The sequence below is a fragment of the Candidatus Collinsella stercoripullorum genome, assembly GCF_027669965.1.
Classification (GTDB): domain Bacteria; phylum Actinomycetota; class Coriobacteriia; order Coriobacteriales; family Coriobacteriaceae; genus Collinsella; species Collinsella stercoripullorum.
Map to the genome: position 1 here is coordinate 1 of NZ_JAQECM010000045.1, position 17,059 is coordinate 17,059.

The 17,059-nt window shown below is 62.2% G+C and carries 12 protein-coding genes; 9 read left to right on the forward strand and 3 right to left on the reverse strand.

Annotated features, from left to right (window positions below):
* Nucleotides 1–237, reverse strand: a 237-nt coding sequence (locus tag PHA29_RS08385; RefSeq protein ID WP_270849162.1) for a hypothetical protein, incomplete at its 3' end; no start/stop codon positions are given.
* Nucleotides 238–526: 289 nt separating this feature from the next.
* On the opposite strand from PHA29_RS08385, the gene PHA29_RS08390 reads away from it, so the two are divergent.
* From PHA29_RS08390 to PHA29_RS08405, 4 genes are all read left to right on the forward strand, one after another.
* Nucleotides 527–1,666, forward strand: a complete 1,140-nt coding sequence (locus PHA29_RS08390) for an aldo/keto reductase (RefSeq protein ID WP_270849164.1) — start codon at nt 527–529, stop codon at nt 1,664–1,666.
* A gap of 527 nt (nt 1,667–2,193) precedes the next feature.
* On the forward strand, nt 2,194–5,454 hold the full coding sequence (locus tag PHA29_RS08395; protein WP_270849165.1) for a helicase-related protein: 3,261 nt from the start codon (nt 2,194–2,196) through the stop codon (nt 5,452–5,454).
* Entirely contained in the window at nt 5,447–6,088 is a 642-nt protein-coding gene (locus PHA29_RS08400; RefSeq protein ID WP_270404635.1) for a DUF4391 domain-containing protein, read from the forward strand. Before PHA29_RS08395 ends, PHA29_RS08400 begins: the two co-directional genes overlap by 8 nt.
* On the forward strand, nt 6,088–7,869 hold the full coding sequence (locus PHA29_RS08405; RefSeq protein ID WP_270849167.1) for a site-specific DNA-methyltransferase: 1,782 nt from the start codon (nt 6,088–6,090) through the stop codon (nt 7,867–7,869). Before PHA29_RS08400 ends, PHA29_RS08405 begins: the two co-directional genes overlap by 1 nt.
* Nucleotides 7,870–7,883: 14 nt before the next feature.
* On the opposite strand, the gene PHA29_RS08410 is transcribed toward PHA29_RS08405, so the two are convergent.
* Nucleotides 7,884–8,162, reverse strand: a complete 279-nt coding sequence (locus tag PHA29_RS08410; RefSeq protein WP_270849168.1) for a DUF4160 domain-containing protein — start codon at nt 8,160–8,162, stop codon at nt 7,884–7,886.
* Nucleotides 8,162–8,428 carry a hypothetical protein gene (locus tag PHA29_RS08415; protein ID WP_270404643.1) on the reverse strand — a complete coding sequence of 89 codons (267 nt, stop codon included), beginning with the start codon at nt 8,426–8,428 and terminating at the stop codon, nt 8,162–8,164. Before PHA29_RS08415 ends, PHA29_RS08410 begins: the two co-directional genes overlap by 1 nt.
* Nucleotides 8,429–8,486: 58 nt before the next feature.
* Here PHA29_RS08415 and PHA29_RS08420 point away from each other — a divergent pair, with 58 nt between their 5' ends.
* The 5 genes from PHA29_RS08420 to PHA29_RS08440 all read left to right on the forward strand — a co-directional run bounded on the left by PHA29_RS08420 (nt 8,487) and on the right by PHA29_RS08440 (nt 16,872).
* The gene (locus PHA29_RS08420) at nt 8,487–11,642 is read left to right on the forward strand and encodes a type III restriction-modification system endonuclease (RefSeq protein ID WP_270849169.1); all 3,156 of its coding nucleotides are present in this window, start codon (nt 8,487–8,489) and stop codon (nt 11,640–11,642) included.
* Nucleotides 11,643–11,768: 126 nt separating this feature from the next.
* Nucleotides 11,769–12,908 carry a tRNA guanosine(34) transglycosylase Tgt gene (gene tgt, locus PHA29_RS08425; protein WP_270404648.1) on the forward strand — a complete coding sequence of 380 codons (1,140 nt, stop codon included), beginning with the start codon at nt 11,769–11,771 and terminating at the stop codon, nt 12,906–12,908.
* A gap of 262 nt (nt 12,909–13,170) precedes the next feature.
* Nucleotides 13,171–14,184 carry a sugar-transfer associated ATP-grasp domain-containing protein gene (locus PHA29_RS08430; RefSeq protein WP_270849171.1) on the forward strand — a complete coding sequence of 338 codons (1,014 nt, stop codon included), beginning with the start codon at nt 13,171–13,173 and terminating at the stop codon, nt 14,182–14,184.
* A gap of 233 nt (nt 14,185–14,417) precedes the next feature.
* Nucleotides 14,418–15,884: a glutamate synthase-related protein gene (locus PHA29_RS08435; protein ID WP_270849172.1), complete on the forward strand. Its 1,467-nt coding sequence runs from the start codon at nt 14,418–14,420 to the stop codon at nt 15,882–15,884.
* Nucleotides 15,885–15,993: 109 nt separating this feature from the next.
* A complete protein-coding gene (locus PHA29_RS08440; protein ID WP_270849174.1) occupies nt 15,994–16,872 on the forward strand; it encodes an LOG family protein in 879 nt (292 codons plus the stop codon).
* Nucleotides 16,873–17,059: the final 187 nt, after the last annotated feature.

The window sequence follows — 17,059 nt, forward strand, 5'->3', positions numbered from 1 at the left end:
CGGCACCGGATCGGCGTCCGCGCCATCGGTCGGGGGCTGCGGCGAGGCCGCCGCCCCGTCCGGCTCCGTATCGGCGCCCGCGGGCGCGTCGGGGCCCGCCCCGACCTCCGCCGCGGCCCCGCCGTCCTGCGAGACGTCCTCCTCGGCCTGCGGCGCGGGTCCGTCTTTCTGTATCGTCTGCTCGGCAGCCTGCTCGTCGCGGATGCCGGGATCGTCGGTCTTCAGATCGTCGCTCATGCTGCGGCTCCTATTCCCATGCGCGCGGCCGCCCGCCTCGCGCGTGCATTCACCGCTCCATGATATACCCTCGCGCGGACGCGCCGCCGCCGGCTCGCCTCCTTCAGCCGTTCTGCATCAGGGCCGCGCCCGTGCCCGATGCGCCCGCCGCGACGTGCGGGGAGGGGGCGCCCGCGGCCCTGCTTCCCGCTTGACTTGGAGCGCGCTCCAGCATCTACCATGGACGTGCCGGCGCCCGATCGCCCGGGCGCATCCGGCGCACCATCCGCACAGAGGAACGGAGCCGCGTATGCTGTACAAGAAGTTCAAGGACCTGGAGCTCTCCGCGCTCGGCTTTGGCGCCATGCGCCTGCCGGTCGTGGACGGCGACGACACGAGGATCGATCAGGATGCCGTGAACGAGATGGTCGATTACGCCATGGAGCAGGGCATCAACTACTACGATACGGCATGGGGCTATCATGGCGGCAACTCCGAGCTCGCCATGGGCGCGGCGCTGGCGCGCCACCCGCGCGAGAGCTACTATCTCGCGACCAAGTTCCCCGGCTACGACCTGTCCAATATGGACAAGGTGGCCGAGATCTTCGAGCGCCAGCTCGAGAAGACCGGCGCGGGCTACTTCGACTTCTACCTCATCCACAACGTGTGCGAGATGAACATCGACGAGTACCTGAACCCCGCGCACGGCATCATGCCCTACCTGCTCGAGCAGAAGGCCGCCGGGCGCATCCGCCATCTGGGCTTCTCCGCCCACGGCGCGATCCCCGTCATGGAGCGCTTCCTGGACGCCTACGGCGAGCACATGGAGTTCTGCCAGATCCAGCTCAACTTCCTGGACTGGGAGTTCCAGGATGCGAAGGGCAAGGTCGAGCTGCTCAAGAAGCACGGTCTGCCCGTGTGGGTCATGGAGCCGGTGCGCGGCGGCAAGCTGGCGCAGATCGCCGAGGCGGATGTCGAGCACCTCAAGGCGCTCCGTCCCGACGAGTCGATCGTGGCTTGGGCGTTCCGCTTCATCCAGGGCGTCCCCGAGGTGTGCGTGACGCTGTCCGGCATGTCGAACATGGAGCAGCTGAAGGAGAACATCGCCACCTTCGGCGAGGACAAGCCGCTGGACGGCGAGGAGTCCGCCGCCCTCCAGGCGGTGGTCGACAAGATGCTCGGGCGCGGGACCGTGCCGTGCACCGCGTGCCACTACTGCACGAGCCATTGCCCGCAGGGCCTCGACATCCCCAAGCTGCTCGAGATGTACAACGAGGCGATCGTGACCGGCGGCAAGGGCGGGTTCATCCCCAGCATGTTCGTGGGCACGCTGCCCGAGGACAAGCGCCCCGACGCCTGCATCGGATGCGGCAGCTGCGCGGCCGTCTGCCCGCAGCAGATCGACATCCCCGGCACCCTGGCCGAATTCGCCGCCAAGCTCGCGGGGTAGACCGCGGCTCGGGCCGCGACTGAGGGCGCCCGTCGGCCGTTTCGGCCGACGGGCGCTTTGTTTTTCGCAGCTGAATCTCATCTCTCCGAGCAAGGTGGTACGTTTTGGGACGGAGTCATGTTTGCCCAGCGAGAGGGGCCTATGTGTTCTGGCGTACCGTCTTCTTATAATCGCGAACATCCGCTCTGCCGCCGACGGAATGGCGGACTGCGTGGCGACCCTGTTGAATGCGGCAGGTGAACGCTAACCGCCGAGGAATGCGCGCAATCATGATGCGAGAGCCCGTCCGCTTCTTCTTCTCAGCGGCCATATGAGATTCCTGCGGTCAATCGTGTACCATGGGATATGAAGATAGTTCTCGTTGAATGCTCATGACCCCACCGTCCGGGTCGTAAAGAGGAGAAGGATGCTGTTCCCCGATGTGAAAAGTCGGGGGGGGGGGCTTTCATAGACAGGCTCTTCCTTCGATAGCATATTTCAATACCACAGGCTTGTGCGGCGCGTGTCGCTTGAAGGCGGTCTCCTAAATGGACGCCGCCTTTATCGACAACCGCGCGCGCATCCTTAAAGATGACCTCGTGAAGACGGTTCACGACGGTGACTCCATATCGGTCGCCGCATCAGTCTTCTCTATGTATGCCTATCGCGAGCTACGTGAGCAGCTCGAAGGGCTCGATGAATTTCGATTCATCTTTACCGAGCCCACATTTGCCACGGAGCGTGCCGCGAAGGAGCAGCGCGAATTCTACATCCCGCGTCTTTCGCGCGAGCAAGGGTTGTACGGTACCGAGTTTGAAATCAAGCTGCGCAACGAGCTTACGCAAAAAGCTATAGCGGGTGAATGTGCTCGTTGGATACGAAAGAAGGCGACTTTCAAGTCGCCCAAATCCGGGGCGGCTTCGGTTGCGCCTGCGCTCACGGTATCGGGTCACAACGATGCTGTCACCTACATGCCGATGATGAACGGATTCACCGTAGGCCAGCTCGGCATGGGCGATCACCCTACGCTCACTGGTATCCAACGTAGCGATTCCCAATCATCGTGCATGTTCCTAGGTCTGTTCGATCAAGCATGGCGGAGCGATGAGCTTGAGGACGTGACCGCAGCCGTAACGGAAAACATCGAGCAGATGTATCGGGAGAATCCACCCGAGCTTATCTATTACGTGGCTCTCTATCGCATCTTTCACGAGTTTTTGGACGACGTGTCCACCGACAACCTGCCCAAGGAGGGGACCGGCTTTCGCGATAGCAAGATCTGGAACCTACTCTATGACTTCCAGCGCGATGCGGTGCTGGCGATTATCAACAAGCTGCAGACCTACAACGGCTGTATCTTGGCGGATAGTGTCGGTTTGGGAAAGACGTTTACGGCGCTCGCGGTCATCAAGTATTACGAATCCCTCAATCGCAATGTGCTGGTGCTTTGCCCGAAAAAGCTTTCGGACAACTGGACCACATACCGTAACAACCAGAAGAACAATCCCATTGCGGAGGACCGCCTGCGCTATGACGTGCTCTACCATACCGATCTTTCGCGCAGGCGCGGACGAAGCGCTACGGGCATCGATCTTGAGGCGTTCAACTGGGGCGGTTACGACCTCGTTGTCATCGACGAGTCCCATAACTTCCGCAACGGGGAGGATTCGGCTCGTGCGGCAAAGGACGATGGTTCCGGCGGCGTCGAGAATCGTTACCAGCGCCTGCTGAGCCGCGTTCTTCGCGGGGGAGTGCCCACAAAGGTGCTCATGCTCTCGGCTACACCGGTCAACAATCGATTCCGCGATTTGCGTAATCAATTCGCCCTTGCGTATCAGGGCGATTCCGATGGGTGGTCCGAGCGGCTGGTGCTGTCCAGCAACATAGAGGATGTGTTCCGTCGGGCGCAGGCATCCTTTTCCGCATGGAGCGACCTGCCGACTGAGGAGCGCACGACCGAGGCGCTTACCGAGTCGCTGGATTTCGATTTCTTCCGCGTGCTCGACCAGGTAACCGTTGCGCGTTCGCGCCGTCATATCCAGCGCTACTACGATGTGAACGCCATCGGGCCGTTTCCAGAGCGAAGGAAACCCATCTCGGTCTATCCCAAGCTCTCGACGTTGGAGCATGGGCCAACATACAGCGAGATCGCCGACTCTCTCAATCTGCTCACGCTGGCAGTCTACGTGCCCTCGCAGTACGTATTGCCGAGCGCTGCGTATAAATACGAGAGCGAAAACAGAAACCTCACCAACAGGGGCCGCGAGACAGGTGTGCGCCGACTTATGGCGGCAAACCTCCTCAAACGGTTGGAGAGCTCGGTTTCCTCGTTCCGCCTGACATTGGAACGCGTGCTTTCTGTCATGAATGCATGCCTGGACACCATCGAGGCGTTCAAGGAGACGGGAGCGTCGACATCGAGCGTAAACATCGCCGCTTATCAGGAGGGCTTTGATTACGATGCGGACGATAGCGAGGTCATGGACTTCTCGGTAGGAGGGAAGACCCGCTATGACCTGCGCGACCTCGATTGGAAGAGCTGGGAGCGCGATGTGCGCGATGACGCTCAGACTATCGAGGGCCTGCTTGCCATGATTGACGGTATCGACGCTGTGCACGATGCCAAGCTTCTCGCCCTCAAAGATCTCATTGCGAAGAAGGTGGCGAATCCCATCAATCTGGGGAATAGGAAAGTCATCATCTTCACGGCGTTCGCCGATACGGCGAACTATCTGTACGAGCAGATCTCCCCCTATGCTTCGGAGAGCTTGGGCCTCGGCGTTGCCGAGGTGACGGGTACGGGCGGTGGCAAGACCACCGTCAAGGGTGTGCGCGGCGACTTGGCGGAAATCCTCACCTGCTTCTCGCCGGTCTCCAAGGAGCGCGACAAAGTTTATCCGCGCTTGGCGGGCAAGGACATCGATATCCTCATCGCTACGGATTGCATCTCGGAAGGCCAGAACCTGCAGGATGCCGACTACCTCGTGAACTACGACATCCACTGGAATCCCGTGCGCATCGTCCAGAGATTCGGTCGTGTTGATCGAATCGGCTCAAAGAACAGCGTGATCCAGCTCGTCAACTTCTGGCCGGATGAGGATCTGGACCACTACATCAACCTCAAGGCGCGCGTGGAGAATCGCATGCACGCCGTGGTGATGAGCTCAACCGGCGATGACGACTACATCAACGAGGACGAACAAGGCGACCTTGCATACCGTCGCCAGCAACTCGAGCAGATGCAGCATGAGGTTGTCGACCTCGAGGACGTTTCGGGCGGTGTATCCATTACCGACCTCGGCCTCAATGAGTTCCGGATGGATCTGGTTGCCTACTACCAAGAGAACCCGGATATCGACCGCGTTCCCACGGGCATCGATGCTGTTGTGGCAGGTGATGAGCCCGGCGTGGTTTTCGTGCTGCGCAATGTGAGCCAGCAACTCGATGCGAAGACGCACAACCAGATTCACCCGTTCTACCTGGTGTACGTGGGTGATGACGGCGAGGTGCGGCATGGCTACCTCGATCCCAAGGACACGCTCGATGACATGCGTCGTTTGTGCAGGGGAAAGGGCGAGCCGGACGCTGCCCTTTGTCGCGCGTACAACAAAGCCACCAAGAATGGCCGCGATATGCGTGCGGCTTCGAACCTGCTGCGAAGTGCTATCGAATCCATCGTGGATAAGAAGGCCGAGGAGGACCTGAGGAGCTTCTTTACGGCGGGCACAACCAGCTTCTTGGAAAACGACGTGGCAGGGCTCGACGATTTCGAGCTCATCTGCTTCTTGGTGGTGAGGCCCCATGAATAGCCTCATGTTGGGCCTGCCGAGCACCGTGCTGGTGGGAAAGACGATGCCCAAGAAGCTCTTCTATGAATTCCTCGCAACAACCGCTGCTGTTAAAGACGAGTTCGTGCGGCTCATTATGCGCATCGATATGGTCGCCTCGATAAAAGAGGAGACGCTGCATATACCCGCTGGTGGCGAGGTTAATGAAATTGATGTCCTGGGGCTTTGCCTACGTGCGGGTGATGGGGAAGGCGTTGAAGTGCCCTATGCGGCCATCGACCTCATCGCGAAGGGTGTGCCCAATAAAGTGTTGTTTGCCTGTGAGGCGAACGGCACCATGAAGCTGCTCGTACGTCGCGACCGGCTGTACGAGACGACATGGTTGCCATGCGGCGTGGCATCGGTTGAGCTGCGGGGCACCACCTTGTCCGAGCTCTGGGATTCCTTGTGCTCGCAGGTGGTGTTCGGCAATAGCGAGCCTGGCGATTTTGCCGGGCGCGTTGAGCGCAAAAATCGCATCGAGGAACTTCAACGCGAGCTGGTATCAATTAATAAAAAACGTAAATCAGAGAAGCAGATTGCAAAACGCAATGCCCTGTTTGATCGCGCACGCGCGATCAAACAGGAGCTTGCCCGACTTGAAGCAGGTGTCTGATGGAGAAGCTTTCGCATGCAACCGAGAACATTCTGGACGAGAACGTCGAGAAGCTCGCCGAGCTCTTTCCCGAGGTGGTGACCGAGGTCCGTGAGCCCGATGGAACCCTGCGCCATGCCATCGATGTCGAAGCGTTGAAAGAGCGCGTGGGTGACGTCGCTGAGGGTCAGCGCGAGCGCTATCAGTTCACGTGGCCGGGCAAGCGCGACGCCAAGCGGGAAGCGTATCGCCCCATCGACAAATGTCTGCGCCCGTGTCCCGAGGAGAGCGCCAACTGGGATACGACGGAGAACCTCTACATCGAGGGCGACAACCTCGATGCTTTGAAGCTCCTGCGTAATACCTACGCCGGCAAGATCAAGATGATCTATATCGACCCGCCGTACAACACGGGGCATGACTTCATCTACGACGACGATTTTGCGCGCACCAAGGCTGATTATGACGCCGAGAGCGGCGACTACGACGAGGACGGCGGGTGTTTGGTATCCAACCCCGAGTCCAATGGCCGCTTCCATTCAGACTGGTGCAGCATGATGTACCCGCGTCTGCTGCTTGCAAGGGATCTGCTGAGCGAGGATGGGGCGATTTATGTAAACATTGACTTCAATGAGGTTCAGACGCTGCGACTAATGATGGATGAGATATTTGGGCGGAATAATTTCCAGCGAGAACTAATTTGGAGAATTGGATGGTTGTCGGGCTATAAAACTGTTACCCCAAACTATGTTAGAAATCATGACACTATCCTCTTCTACTCAAGGTCCGACTCCAAGCTTTACTTCAATAAGGAGTACCTGAGAAACGAGAATTTCAAGCCTCTGCTGCGAGATTCGGCCAATGTCAAATCTTTTTTATCTGAGCTTGGGCTATCCAAGGATGACCAGATCAAACTATTGAACTTTATCAATCATGATAATCGGCCAGATAGATATCCCCTTGAAGATACGTGGAACTGCAATGAATACGACGATTTGAACAGCATTGCTATCGTTTCATTCTCAGGAGAAAAGGTGTCAAAGATCCTGGGCGTTGATCAAGACTTTGTTGGGCAGAAGTCGTTGAGTCTTATTCGGAGGATGCTTGTTGCTTCATGCCCCAAGGAGGGCGTTGCTCTCGACTTTTTCTCCGGTTCTGCCACAACCGCTCATACCGTCATGAAACTTAACGCCGAGGACGGTGGCAACCGCAAGTTCATCATGGTGCAGCTGCCCGAAGTTTGTGGACCGGAGACAGAGGCTGCCAAGGCGGGCTACAAGAACATCTGCGAAATCGGCAAGGAGCGCATCCGTCGCGCGGGCAAGAAGATTGCCGACGAGGTGGAGCAGTCCAACCGGCAGCTCAAACTCGGCGAGGAACCCAAGAAGGTCCCGGACATCGGCTTCCGCGTGCTCAAGATCGACTCGTCCAACTTCGAGGACGTTTTGGCTGAGCCCGCGGCTTACACCCAGGAGTCACTCATGGGCCTTGCGGACAATCTCAAGGCCGGTCGCACGGCGGAGGATATCCTGTTCCAGGTGATGCCGCAGTTCCAGATTCCATTGTCCGCAAGCATCGAGCGCAAGAGCATCAACGGCTCCACGGTGTTCTCGGTTGACGACGGTCGCCTCGTAGCCTGCTTCGACCGTGACGTTTCAACGGACACCATCGCCGAGATGGCCAAGATGGAACCCGATTACGCCGTGATGCGCGACGCTTCCTTCGCGGGCGACGATGCCGTTTCCAACTTCGGCGAGCTCTTCAAAACGTATAGCCCCGCCACCATCACGAGAGTGGTGTAGATATGGGCGACCAGCTATCGGTAAAAGCGCAGCGTACCGGTCTTGAAGACGTTCTTCCACGCGTCGCAGATGCGTCCGTGGTTAAGCGCGATGAAGTTCGCGAGCTTTCTCAGCTCCTTATTGGGAAGATTGCTCCCGTTGCTGGCAAGGATGCAACCGCCGTCTTCGGTCAGCCAGAACTTCGTGGCATGCTCCGTTGGCCTGCGGACGGCGACGTGGATGTGGACCGGCTCGTCGGGCTCATTCATCCAAAAGAACAGAACGTAGCGCCCGAGTGTGAGAATCGTCGGCATCAGGCAGCTCTCCATCCGCCTTCGGGATCGCTTGCGAACTCAAAGATGAGGGGCGCATTGTCACGCAGGAACGACTCGAGGTTATCGAGGTCGCTCTCGGAGAACCCGTCGACATCGAGCCAGCGGTATGCGGGCATAAGGCAGCGCGCGCTGTCAAAGCCCCAATCGCGGGGACGCTCTATGAGGATCTCGACCGTGCGGTCATCGCGTATGTCGCTGTATGCGATGACTGTTTCGTCGGGGAATTGAGCATAGGAGCGGACCAAGGCTACCTCCATCGTTCGCTCGGAAACTATACGAATTGTACCCGCAAAGGTTGTGACCATGGAATTCAAGTTCAGTATCCAGGAGTATCAGACGCGCGCGGCGGATTCGGTGGCGCGCGTGTTCGACGGGCAGCCCAAGGTCGGGGGCCAGCAGTTCGTGCGCGATCTTGGCCGTATGCGGTTCGACGCAAAGACGGGTACGGAGGCCATCCAGTACGAGTCCTCGGACGGCTATCGCAACGCTCCGCTTGCGCTGGGTTCCGATACCCTGCTGCATAACATTCATAAGGTGCAGAACGGCAACCTCATCGAGCGTTCTGGCGTGCTTCATCACGCGCTAGGTGCCTGCGAGCTTGACGTGGAGATGGAGACGGGCACGGGCAAGACCTACGTCTACACCGAGACCATCTTCGAGCTCAATCGCCGCTACGGGTGGTCGAAGTTCATCATCGTGGTGCCGAGTGTCGCCATCCGTGAGGGCGTAGCAAAATCGCTTGCTGTGACGGAGCGGCACTTCGCGGAGCGCTACGGTAAGCGAATCTGGTGGTTCGTCTACAACAGCAGCCGCCTGAACGAGCTCGATAGCTTCGCCAACCGCAGCGACATCTCTGTCATGGTCATCAACATGCAGGCGTTCAACGCATTTGATGAGTCCAAAAACAAGGAGGGCCGCGGCGGCGATAAAACGGCGCGCATCATGTTCTCCGAACGCGATGACTTCGGCAGTCGGCGTCCCATCGACGTGCTCGCCGCCACCAACCCCATCCTCATCCTCGATGAGCCGCAGAAGATGGGCAAGAAGAACAGCGCCACGCGCAAGGCAATGCAGCAGTTCAGGCCCTTGTTCTCCCTCAACTACTCCGCCACGCACGCCGAGCACCACAACGAGGTGTATGCGCTTGATGCGCTCGACGCCTACAACATGCGTCTCGTGAAGCGCATCGAGGTGAAGGGTTTTGAGGTGCGGGGTATGCGCGGGACCGATGGATACCTTTGCCTGCAGGAGATTCGCGTGAGCAAGAATCATCCTCCGGTAGCGGTAATCGAGTTCACGCGCCGCATGGCGAGCGGGGGCATGAAGCGCGCCGTGAGGCAGTTCAACGAAGGCGATGACATCTTTGTCGCCTCGGGTGAGCTCGAGGCATACCGAAACGATTTCGTAATCGCGGAGATTGTTCCCGATCAGTGGGGCGCGTTGGGCCACGTACGCTTCCGCAACGGCGAGGAGATTCGCTGCGGTGAGGTGGTGGGTGACTCCACCGGTGACGACATGCGTCGCGTGCAGATTCGTGAAACGATCAAGAGCCATCTTCAAAAGGAGGAGGCTCTGTATGAGCGCGGTATCAAATGCCTCTCGCTCTTCTTCATTGACGAGGTGGCGAAATACCGCGTATACGATGATGACGGCAATGAGCTTACCGTGGGATACGGGAAGGTCTTCGAGGAAGAGTACGCGGCGGAGGTCCGTGAGCGCCTCAGCAATCCGCAGATTGGTGATGAGCTGCCCGGATCCTACTCGGCATATCTTTCGAGCTTTACCGCTGGCCAGGTGCACAAGGGATACTTCTCTATCGACAAGAAAGGGCGTGCGGTCGACAGCAAAACCAAGCGCGGCAGTGAGGATTCAGACGACGAGAGCGCGTACGACCTCATCCTGAAGAACAAGGAACGCCTTCTCTCCTTTGACGAGCCGACGCGCTTTATCTTTAGCCATTCGGCGCTGCGCGAGGGCTGGGACAATCCTAACGTGTTCCAAATCTGCACGCTCAAGGAGTCCGGTTCCGAGACAAGCAAGCGACAGGAAGTCGGGCGCGGCATGCGCTTGTGCGTGAATCGCGATGGCGACCGTCAGGACGTTTCCGCGCTGGGCGAGAACATGGTGCAGCGGGTGAATCTCCTCACGGTGATTGCGTCCGAAAGCTATACGTCGTACGTAAAGGGCCTTCAAGACGGCATGCGAGAGGAGCTGCGCAAGCGCCCTCAGGCGGTCACCGAGCAGTATCTGCTTCACTTCCGCATGTCAAACGAGCAGGGTGTCGATATTGAATTCGACGGCTCGCAGGCGAGCATCGCACATGGATTCCTCGAGACGTTCGGCTATGTGGATAAGGACGGTACCGTGACCGATCGCTATCGGGATGGTGGGATTCGCGATACGGATATCGCGGCATTGCCCGAGTCGTCCCGCACGGTTATCGAGCAGACGCTCCCGCTCATAGACGCGGCGCTGGCAAGCGTGTACGACCAGTCCGTGCTCGACGGCATGTTTGAGAACGGCCTCGAGACGAAAGTGACCTCGAATCCGCTGAACGAGAACTTCGGGAAGAAGGAGTTTCAGGAACTCTGGAACCGCATCAACTTCAAGCAGGCATATACCGTGCATTTTGATGATACGGAGCTGCGGCGCAAGGCGATCGATAACATCGATCGCAGCCTGACGGTGTCAAAGGTGAGCTATCGGATGATAGTCGGAGAGCAACGGGAGTCCGCACGTGAGGACGAGCTTGCCGATGGATCGCATTTCTCAGTGCATAGCAGAAAGACCATGGACCTTACGGCATCTGCTCCCGTCAATGTGAAGTACGATTTGGTGGGAGAGGTTGCTGCACGTGCCCACATTACCCGCAAGAGCGCAGCGGCGATTCTGTCTGGCATGAGTGCGTACAAGTTCCGGATGTTCCAGGACAATCCCGAAGAGTTCATCGTCAAGGTTGCTGCCGCCATCGTGGACGAGAAGGCCGCGATGGTGGTCGAGCACATCAGCTATAACCGGCTGAGCGAGCGGTACGATTCCGCCATCTTTACAGAGGAGATGCCCGAGAACCTCTCGCGCGCCTACCATGCCCGCAAAAACGTTCAGGATTACGTATTCCCCGATGGCATGGCGGAGCGGTCGGTGGAGCGTCGCTTTGCAGAAGACCTCGATGCAGCGGAAGAGGTGTGCGTGTACGCGAAGTTGCCGCGTGCCTTCCAGATTCCAACGCCGGTGGGAAACTATGCGCCAGACTGGGCGATTGCGTTCAAGCGCGGCACGGTCAAGCACGTATTCTTCGTTGCAGAGACGAAGGGATCCATGAAGAGCATGCAGCTACGCGGGGTGGAGCGGGCGAAAATCGCATGTGCCCGCAAGCTATTCAATAGTTTGGGCGATGCCGATGTGCGCTACGACGCCGTCGACAGCTTCGAGAGCCTGTTCGATCTTGTACGAGGATAACGTTTCGGGATGATCGGACTTGATTCTTAGTTCGGAAATGTGGAGGAGCGGACGATAGGGACTCATCCTGCGTATGTCACCATAGTAGAATGGCGCGTCGAACCAACTTCGCAGCGAGGAGACCTCATGGACCAGAAGCTCTTCACCTACGACATCGTCGCCGAGGACCCCGGCACCCATGCCCGCGCGGGCGTGCTGCACACCCCTCACGGCGACATCGAGACGCCCATCTTCATGCCGGTGGGCACGCGCGCCACGGTGAAGGGCGTCCCCTGGGAGACGGTCGCCGACCTGGGCGCGCAGATCGTGCTGTCCAACACCTACCACCTGGCCATGCGCCCCGGTGCGGACCTCATCGCCGAGCTGGGCGGCCTGCACGACTTCATGAACTGGCACGGCCCCATCCTCACCGACTCCGGCGGCTTCCAGGTCTTCTCCCACAACGACGCCGTGAAGCTCACCGACGAGGGCGTCCGCTTCATCGCCACCGACTACGACGGCAGCCATGTGTTCTGGACGCCCGAGGACAACATGGCCATCGCGCAGAAGCTGGGCTCCGATATCTGCATGCAGCTCGACCAGTGCATCGGCTATCCCGCGGAGCGCCGGGACGTGCAGCGCGCCATGGACCTCTCCAGCCGCTGGGCCGAGCGCTGCTATGCGGCGCATACCCGCCCCGATCAGGCGCTGTTCGGCATCGTGCAGGGCGGTATGCACCTCGACCTGCGCATCCGCTCGCTGCAGCGCCTGGAGGACATGGGCGAGTTCCCGGGGTACGGCATCGGCGGGTACTCGGTGGGCGAGGACCACGAGACCATGTTCGAGAGCCTGGCGCCGCTGGCATCCGAGTACATGCCGCGCGCCAAGCCCCGCTACCTCATGGGCGTGGGCAACCCCACGACGCTCGTGCGCGGCGTCGGCGTGGGCATCGACATGTTCGACTGCGTGCTGCCCACCCGTACCGGCCGCATGGGCACCGCGTTTTCCAGCCAGGGCCGCCTGAACTTCCGCAACGCCCGGTTCGCGCGCGACACCGGCCCCATCGACCCCGCCTGCACCTGCCCGGTGTGCACGGGCGGCTACACGCGGGCGCACATCCGGCACATGGTCACCACCAAGGAGATGCTCGGCGGCATCCTGCTGTCGATGCACAACATCTACTTCCTGCTCGATCTCATGCGCCGCGCGCGCCGGGCCATCATCGAGGGGCGCTACGCCGCGTTCGTGAGCGATTGGATGGACAGCCCCGCTGCGGCGGACTACTGATATCCGGAGGCGCGCGGGAGCCGGCGGGCGGGCGGCGCACCTGCCGGCCCGAAGCCCGGCCGGGTTCCGCGCGGGCTTCGGGCGGGGCCGGGGCGCGCGGGCGGACCCGCCCCTGACGCCGCGTCGCCCCTCCGCATCGGCGCCCCCATCGGCTCCCGCCTGTACTTTTCTTGCGCGGACGGGACTTTCCCGCACGCCGGCTATACTGGTACGGACCGCTTGCGGGCCGCCGCGCCCGCTTTGGACGAAATGGGGACGACGCATGGGTCGCTTGGGCTATATCTTCCGCTGCATCGCGCATATGGATTACGGCGCGCTGTTCGACACCGTCGGCCGCGTGCACGACAAGAGCGGCAAGAACCGCATCTGGCTGTTCTTCGACGTGGTCAAGTGCGGCTTCAAGTTCGGGGCCGGGTACAAGGACTACGACCTGCTCGAGTTCTACAACATGGATGACGCGCACCGCGCCACCTTCGTCACGCGCGGGGTCAACAACACGATCGTCCGCATGCTGAACGATCCCGCCTACTACCATATCGTCGACAACAAGAACGAGTTCTACGAGCAGTTCGACGAGTACCTCCACCGCGGGTGGCTGCATTTCTCCAACAGCTCGAAGGAGGACTTCGCGGCCTTCATGGAGGGTCGCGACGAGATCATCGCCAAGCCGAGCGACGCCTCCTGCGGCCAGGGTGTGGAGAAGCTCGCCCGCGCGGACTTCGATTCGCTCGACGCCCTGTACGACCACCTGGTCTCGAGCGGCGCCGACCTCATCGAGGACGTCGTCGTCCAGCATCCCGACATGGCGCGGCTGAACCCGGGCTCGGTCAACACCATCCGCGTGTACACGGTGCGCGTCGACGGCGTGCCGCATGTGATCTACGCCTGCGTGCGCATGGGCAACTCCGACCGTCCCGTCGACAACATCAACGCCGGCGGCATGTACTCCGCCATCGACCTCGAGACCGGCAAGATCTCCGGCCCCGCCTGCGACAAGAGCTACCACGTCTTCGAGCGCCACCCCCGCACCGGCACGCTGCTTCCGGGCTTCCAGATCCCGCTGTGGGACGAGGTCATGGGCCTGTGCCTGGAGGCCGCGGCCAAGATGCCCGGGATGGGGTACGTGGGCTGGGACGTCGCGGTGACGCAGGACGGCCCGCTGTTCATCGAGGCCAACAACCTGCCCGGGCACGACGCCTTCCCGCAGATGCCTTCGCAGGCCCCCGACCACATCGGCTTCAAGCCCGCGTTCCAGAAGTACCTCAAGAACCTCTAGGGCCGCACCACCCCCGTCTGAGACGACGGCCCCCTCGGGGTCGCCGGCACGCCCCGCCCTGCGCCGCCCCCCCGTCCCGTCCGGCGGGTCGATGCTCCGGCGCCCTTCTCCCGCCGTTCGCGGTCCGGTCGCATGAAACGATAATCGGTACTGATAAGATGGCTCTCGAGGAGGCCTCCCTGCGCGCATGCGCGGAGGTCCGGAAGCGATCGACCTCTGATGAGGGAGGAACCATGGCCAAGTACCGGTGCCCCATGTGCGGTTGGGTCTACGACGAGGAGGCGGAGGGGGCTCCGTTCGCCGAGTTCGGCGCATGCCCCCTGTGCGGCACGCCCGCGTCCGAGTTCTACCCGGTGGCCGACGACGGGGTGACGCCGATCGATGCGGGGTCCGCCGGGTCGGGGGGCGGTGGCGAGGGGGATGCTCCGCACGACGCCCCGCCGGCGCCGTCCGATGCCGACGACGGGGCGTCGGGCCTCTCGGTGCCCGCGTCGCTGCGCCGGGCGGACCCCTCCATCCGCCATATGGACACCATCCACCGCCTGGCGGAGCGCGGGCGCGTCCCCGACGGCGCCATGGCGACCGACCTGCCGCTGCCGAGCTGGGACGACGTCCTCGTGCTCGGCGCCCAGCTCGACCCGATGCCGCTCGCCGAGGACGCCGAGGTTGACATCTCGTGCACCATCGGCCCCGGCGCCGCGCGCCCGCTCGTGCTCGAGGGTCCCGCGTTCGTGTCCCATATGTCGTTCGGCGCCCTGTCGCGCGAGGCCAAGGTCGCGCTCGCCCGCGGCGCCGCGGCGGCGGGCACCGCGACCTGCTCGGGCGAAGGGGGCATCCTCCCCGAGGAGCTCGCCGCCGCGGGCCCGCGCTACATCTTCGAGTTCGCCCCGCTGCGCTACTCGGTGACCGACGCCAACCTCCGCGCCGCGGGCGCGGTCGAGATCAAGATCGGCCAGGGCACCAAGCCCGGGATGGGCGGCCATCTGCCCGGGAGCAAGGTCACGCCCGAGATCGCCCGCATACGAGGCCGCGAGCCGGGCGAGGATATCGTCTCCCCGTCGACCATTCCCGGCGTGGAGAGCGTCTCCGACCTCGCCGCCCTCGTCGACGAGCTGCGCGAGCGCAGCGAGGGCGCCCCGATCGGCATCAAGCTCGCCGCCGGGCACATCGAGCGCGATATCCGCGCGGCGACGGAGGCCGGGGCCGACTTCGTCACCCTGGACGGGAGGGGAGGGGCGACGGGCGCCTCCCCGGTCATGCTCCGCGACGCGGCGTCGGTCCCCACGCTCTACTCGCTCGCGCGTGCGCGCCGCTGCCTGGACAGGCTCGGCTCCCCGGCGAGCCTGGTCGTCACGGGAGGGCTGCGCGTCGCCTCCGACATCGTGAAGGCGCTCGCCCTGGGCGCCGACGCCGTGGCGCTCGCGACCGCCTCGCTCATGGCGCTCGGCTGCCAGCAGTACCGCATCTGCGGGACGGGGCTGTGCCCCATGGGGATCGCGACGCAGGACCCCGAGCTGCGCGCCCGGCTCGATGTGGACGCGGGCGCGGCCCGTGTCGCCAACTTCTACCGTGCGACCTTCGACGACCTGCGGATGTTCTGCCGGGTGATGGGGCACGGGAGCATCGGCGAGCTGGGCCCGGAGGACCTCGTCACCACCGATCCGGCCATCGCGGAACGCTGCGGGATCGCGCGGGCGTAGGCGCCGCGCGGCGCCCGGTAATCCGGTGGCGCACGGGGGAATACTGGATTGGAGAGCGCGGACGCGGGGGAGCCCGGCGTCCGCGGGAACCGAGCGAAAGGACCTCCCGATGTCCCGTCGACCCAGCCTTGACGACCCCGAGCGCCCCGGGGACGCGTCGTGCCCCCTAGATAGTCACTGTTCGGACAACAATCGGGATGCCGGCGCCGCGCGCCCCGCCGGTCCCGATCGTCGCCGGGCGGACGAGGAGCCGCCCGACGGGGTGTACCACCGCGGACCGGTCATCCTGCGCGGCTCCATGATCCCGCGCGAGACCACGACCGAGCGCCTTCTCTCGGCCGAGGACGCGACCGACTGGCTCCACATGGACCCGTGGCGCGTCATGCGCATCCAAGCCGAGTTCGTCGACGGGTTCGGCGCCCTCGCGGAGCTGGGGCCGGCGGTCTCCGTCTTCGGGTCCGCCCGCACCGAGCGCACGGACCCGATGTACGAGGCGGCGCGGAATGCGGGCAGGCTGCTCGCCGAGCACGACGTCGCCGTCATCACGGGAGGAGGCCCCGGCATCATGGAAGCCGCCAACCGCGGTGCGGCGGTGGCGGGCGGCCGCTCGGTGGGGCTCGGCATCGAGCTCCCCCATGAGCAGGGGATCAACCCGTGGGTCAACCTCGGCATGACCTTCCGGTACTTCTTCGTGCGCAAGACCATGTTCGTCAAGTACTCGTCCGCGGCCATCGTGTTCCCCGGCGGGTTCGGTACCTTGGACGAGCTGTTCGAGCTGCTCACGCTCGTGCAGACCCATAAGGTGAAGCGCATGCCGACGGCGCTCGTGGGCACGTCCTACTGGCGCGGGCTGTTCGACTGGATCTCGGGCACGGTGCTCGAGTCCGGCAACATCTCCCGCCTCGACCCCGCGCTCGTCCAGATCACCGATGACGTGGAGGAGGCCGTGGCCGTTGCCCTCTCCGGCGTCGAGGGGAGGAGGGGCTGAGGCCGCGACCGTTCCCGTCGCGCTCGGGGAGTTCGCCTTCGTCACCTCGCGCGCTGCGCCGGCGAAGGCGCTCCCGCGCTTCGCCAGGCTCCGCGCCCTGCGGGTTCGATTCCCCGGAGGGCTCTACAAAAAAGAGCACCTACCTGCGTAGATGCTCTTTCGAAGTCATTGGTGGAGACGAAGGGAA

Coding starts and splice junctions, on each gene's coding strand:
- PHA29_RS08405 (WP_270849167.1), top strand. CDS start 6,088: ATGGAGAAGCTTTCGCATGCAACCGAGAACATTCTGGACGAGAACGTC.
- PHA29_RS08395 (WP_270849165.1), top strand. CDS start 2,194: ATGGACGCCGCCTTTATCGACAACCGCGCGCGCATCCTTAAAGATGAC.
- PHA29_RS08390 (WP_270849164.1), top strand. CDS start 527: ATGCTGTACAAGAAGTTCAAGGACCTGGAGCTCTCCGCGCTCGGCTTT.
- PHA29_RS08400 (WP_270404635.1), top strand. CDS start 5,447: ATGAATAGCCTCATGTTGGGCCTGCCGAGCACCGTGCTGGTGGGAAAG.
- PHA29_RS08435 (WP_270849172.1), top strand. CDS start 14,418: ATGGCCAAGTACCGGTGCCCCATGTGCGGTTGGGTCTACGACGAGGAG.
- PHA29_RS08440 (WP_270849174.1), top strand. CDS start 15,994: ATGTCCCGTCGACCCAGCCTTGACGACCCCGAGCGCCCCGGGGACGCG.
- PHA29_RS08430 (WP_270849171.1), top strand. CDS start 13,171: ATGGGTCGCTTGGGCTATATCTTCCGCTGCATCGCGCATATGGATTAC.
- PHA29_RS08410 (WP_270849168.1), bottom strand. CDS start 8,162: ATGCCGACGATTCTCACACTCGGGCGCTACGTTCTGTTCTTTTGGATG.
- PHA29_RS08420 (WP_270849169.1), top strand. CDS start 8,487: ATGGAATTCAAGTTCAGTATCCAGGAGTATCAGACGCGCGCGGCGGAT.
- tgt (WP_270404648.1), top strand. CDS start 11,769: ATGGACCAGAAGCTCTTCACCTACGACATCGTCGCCGAGGACCCCGGC.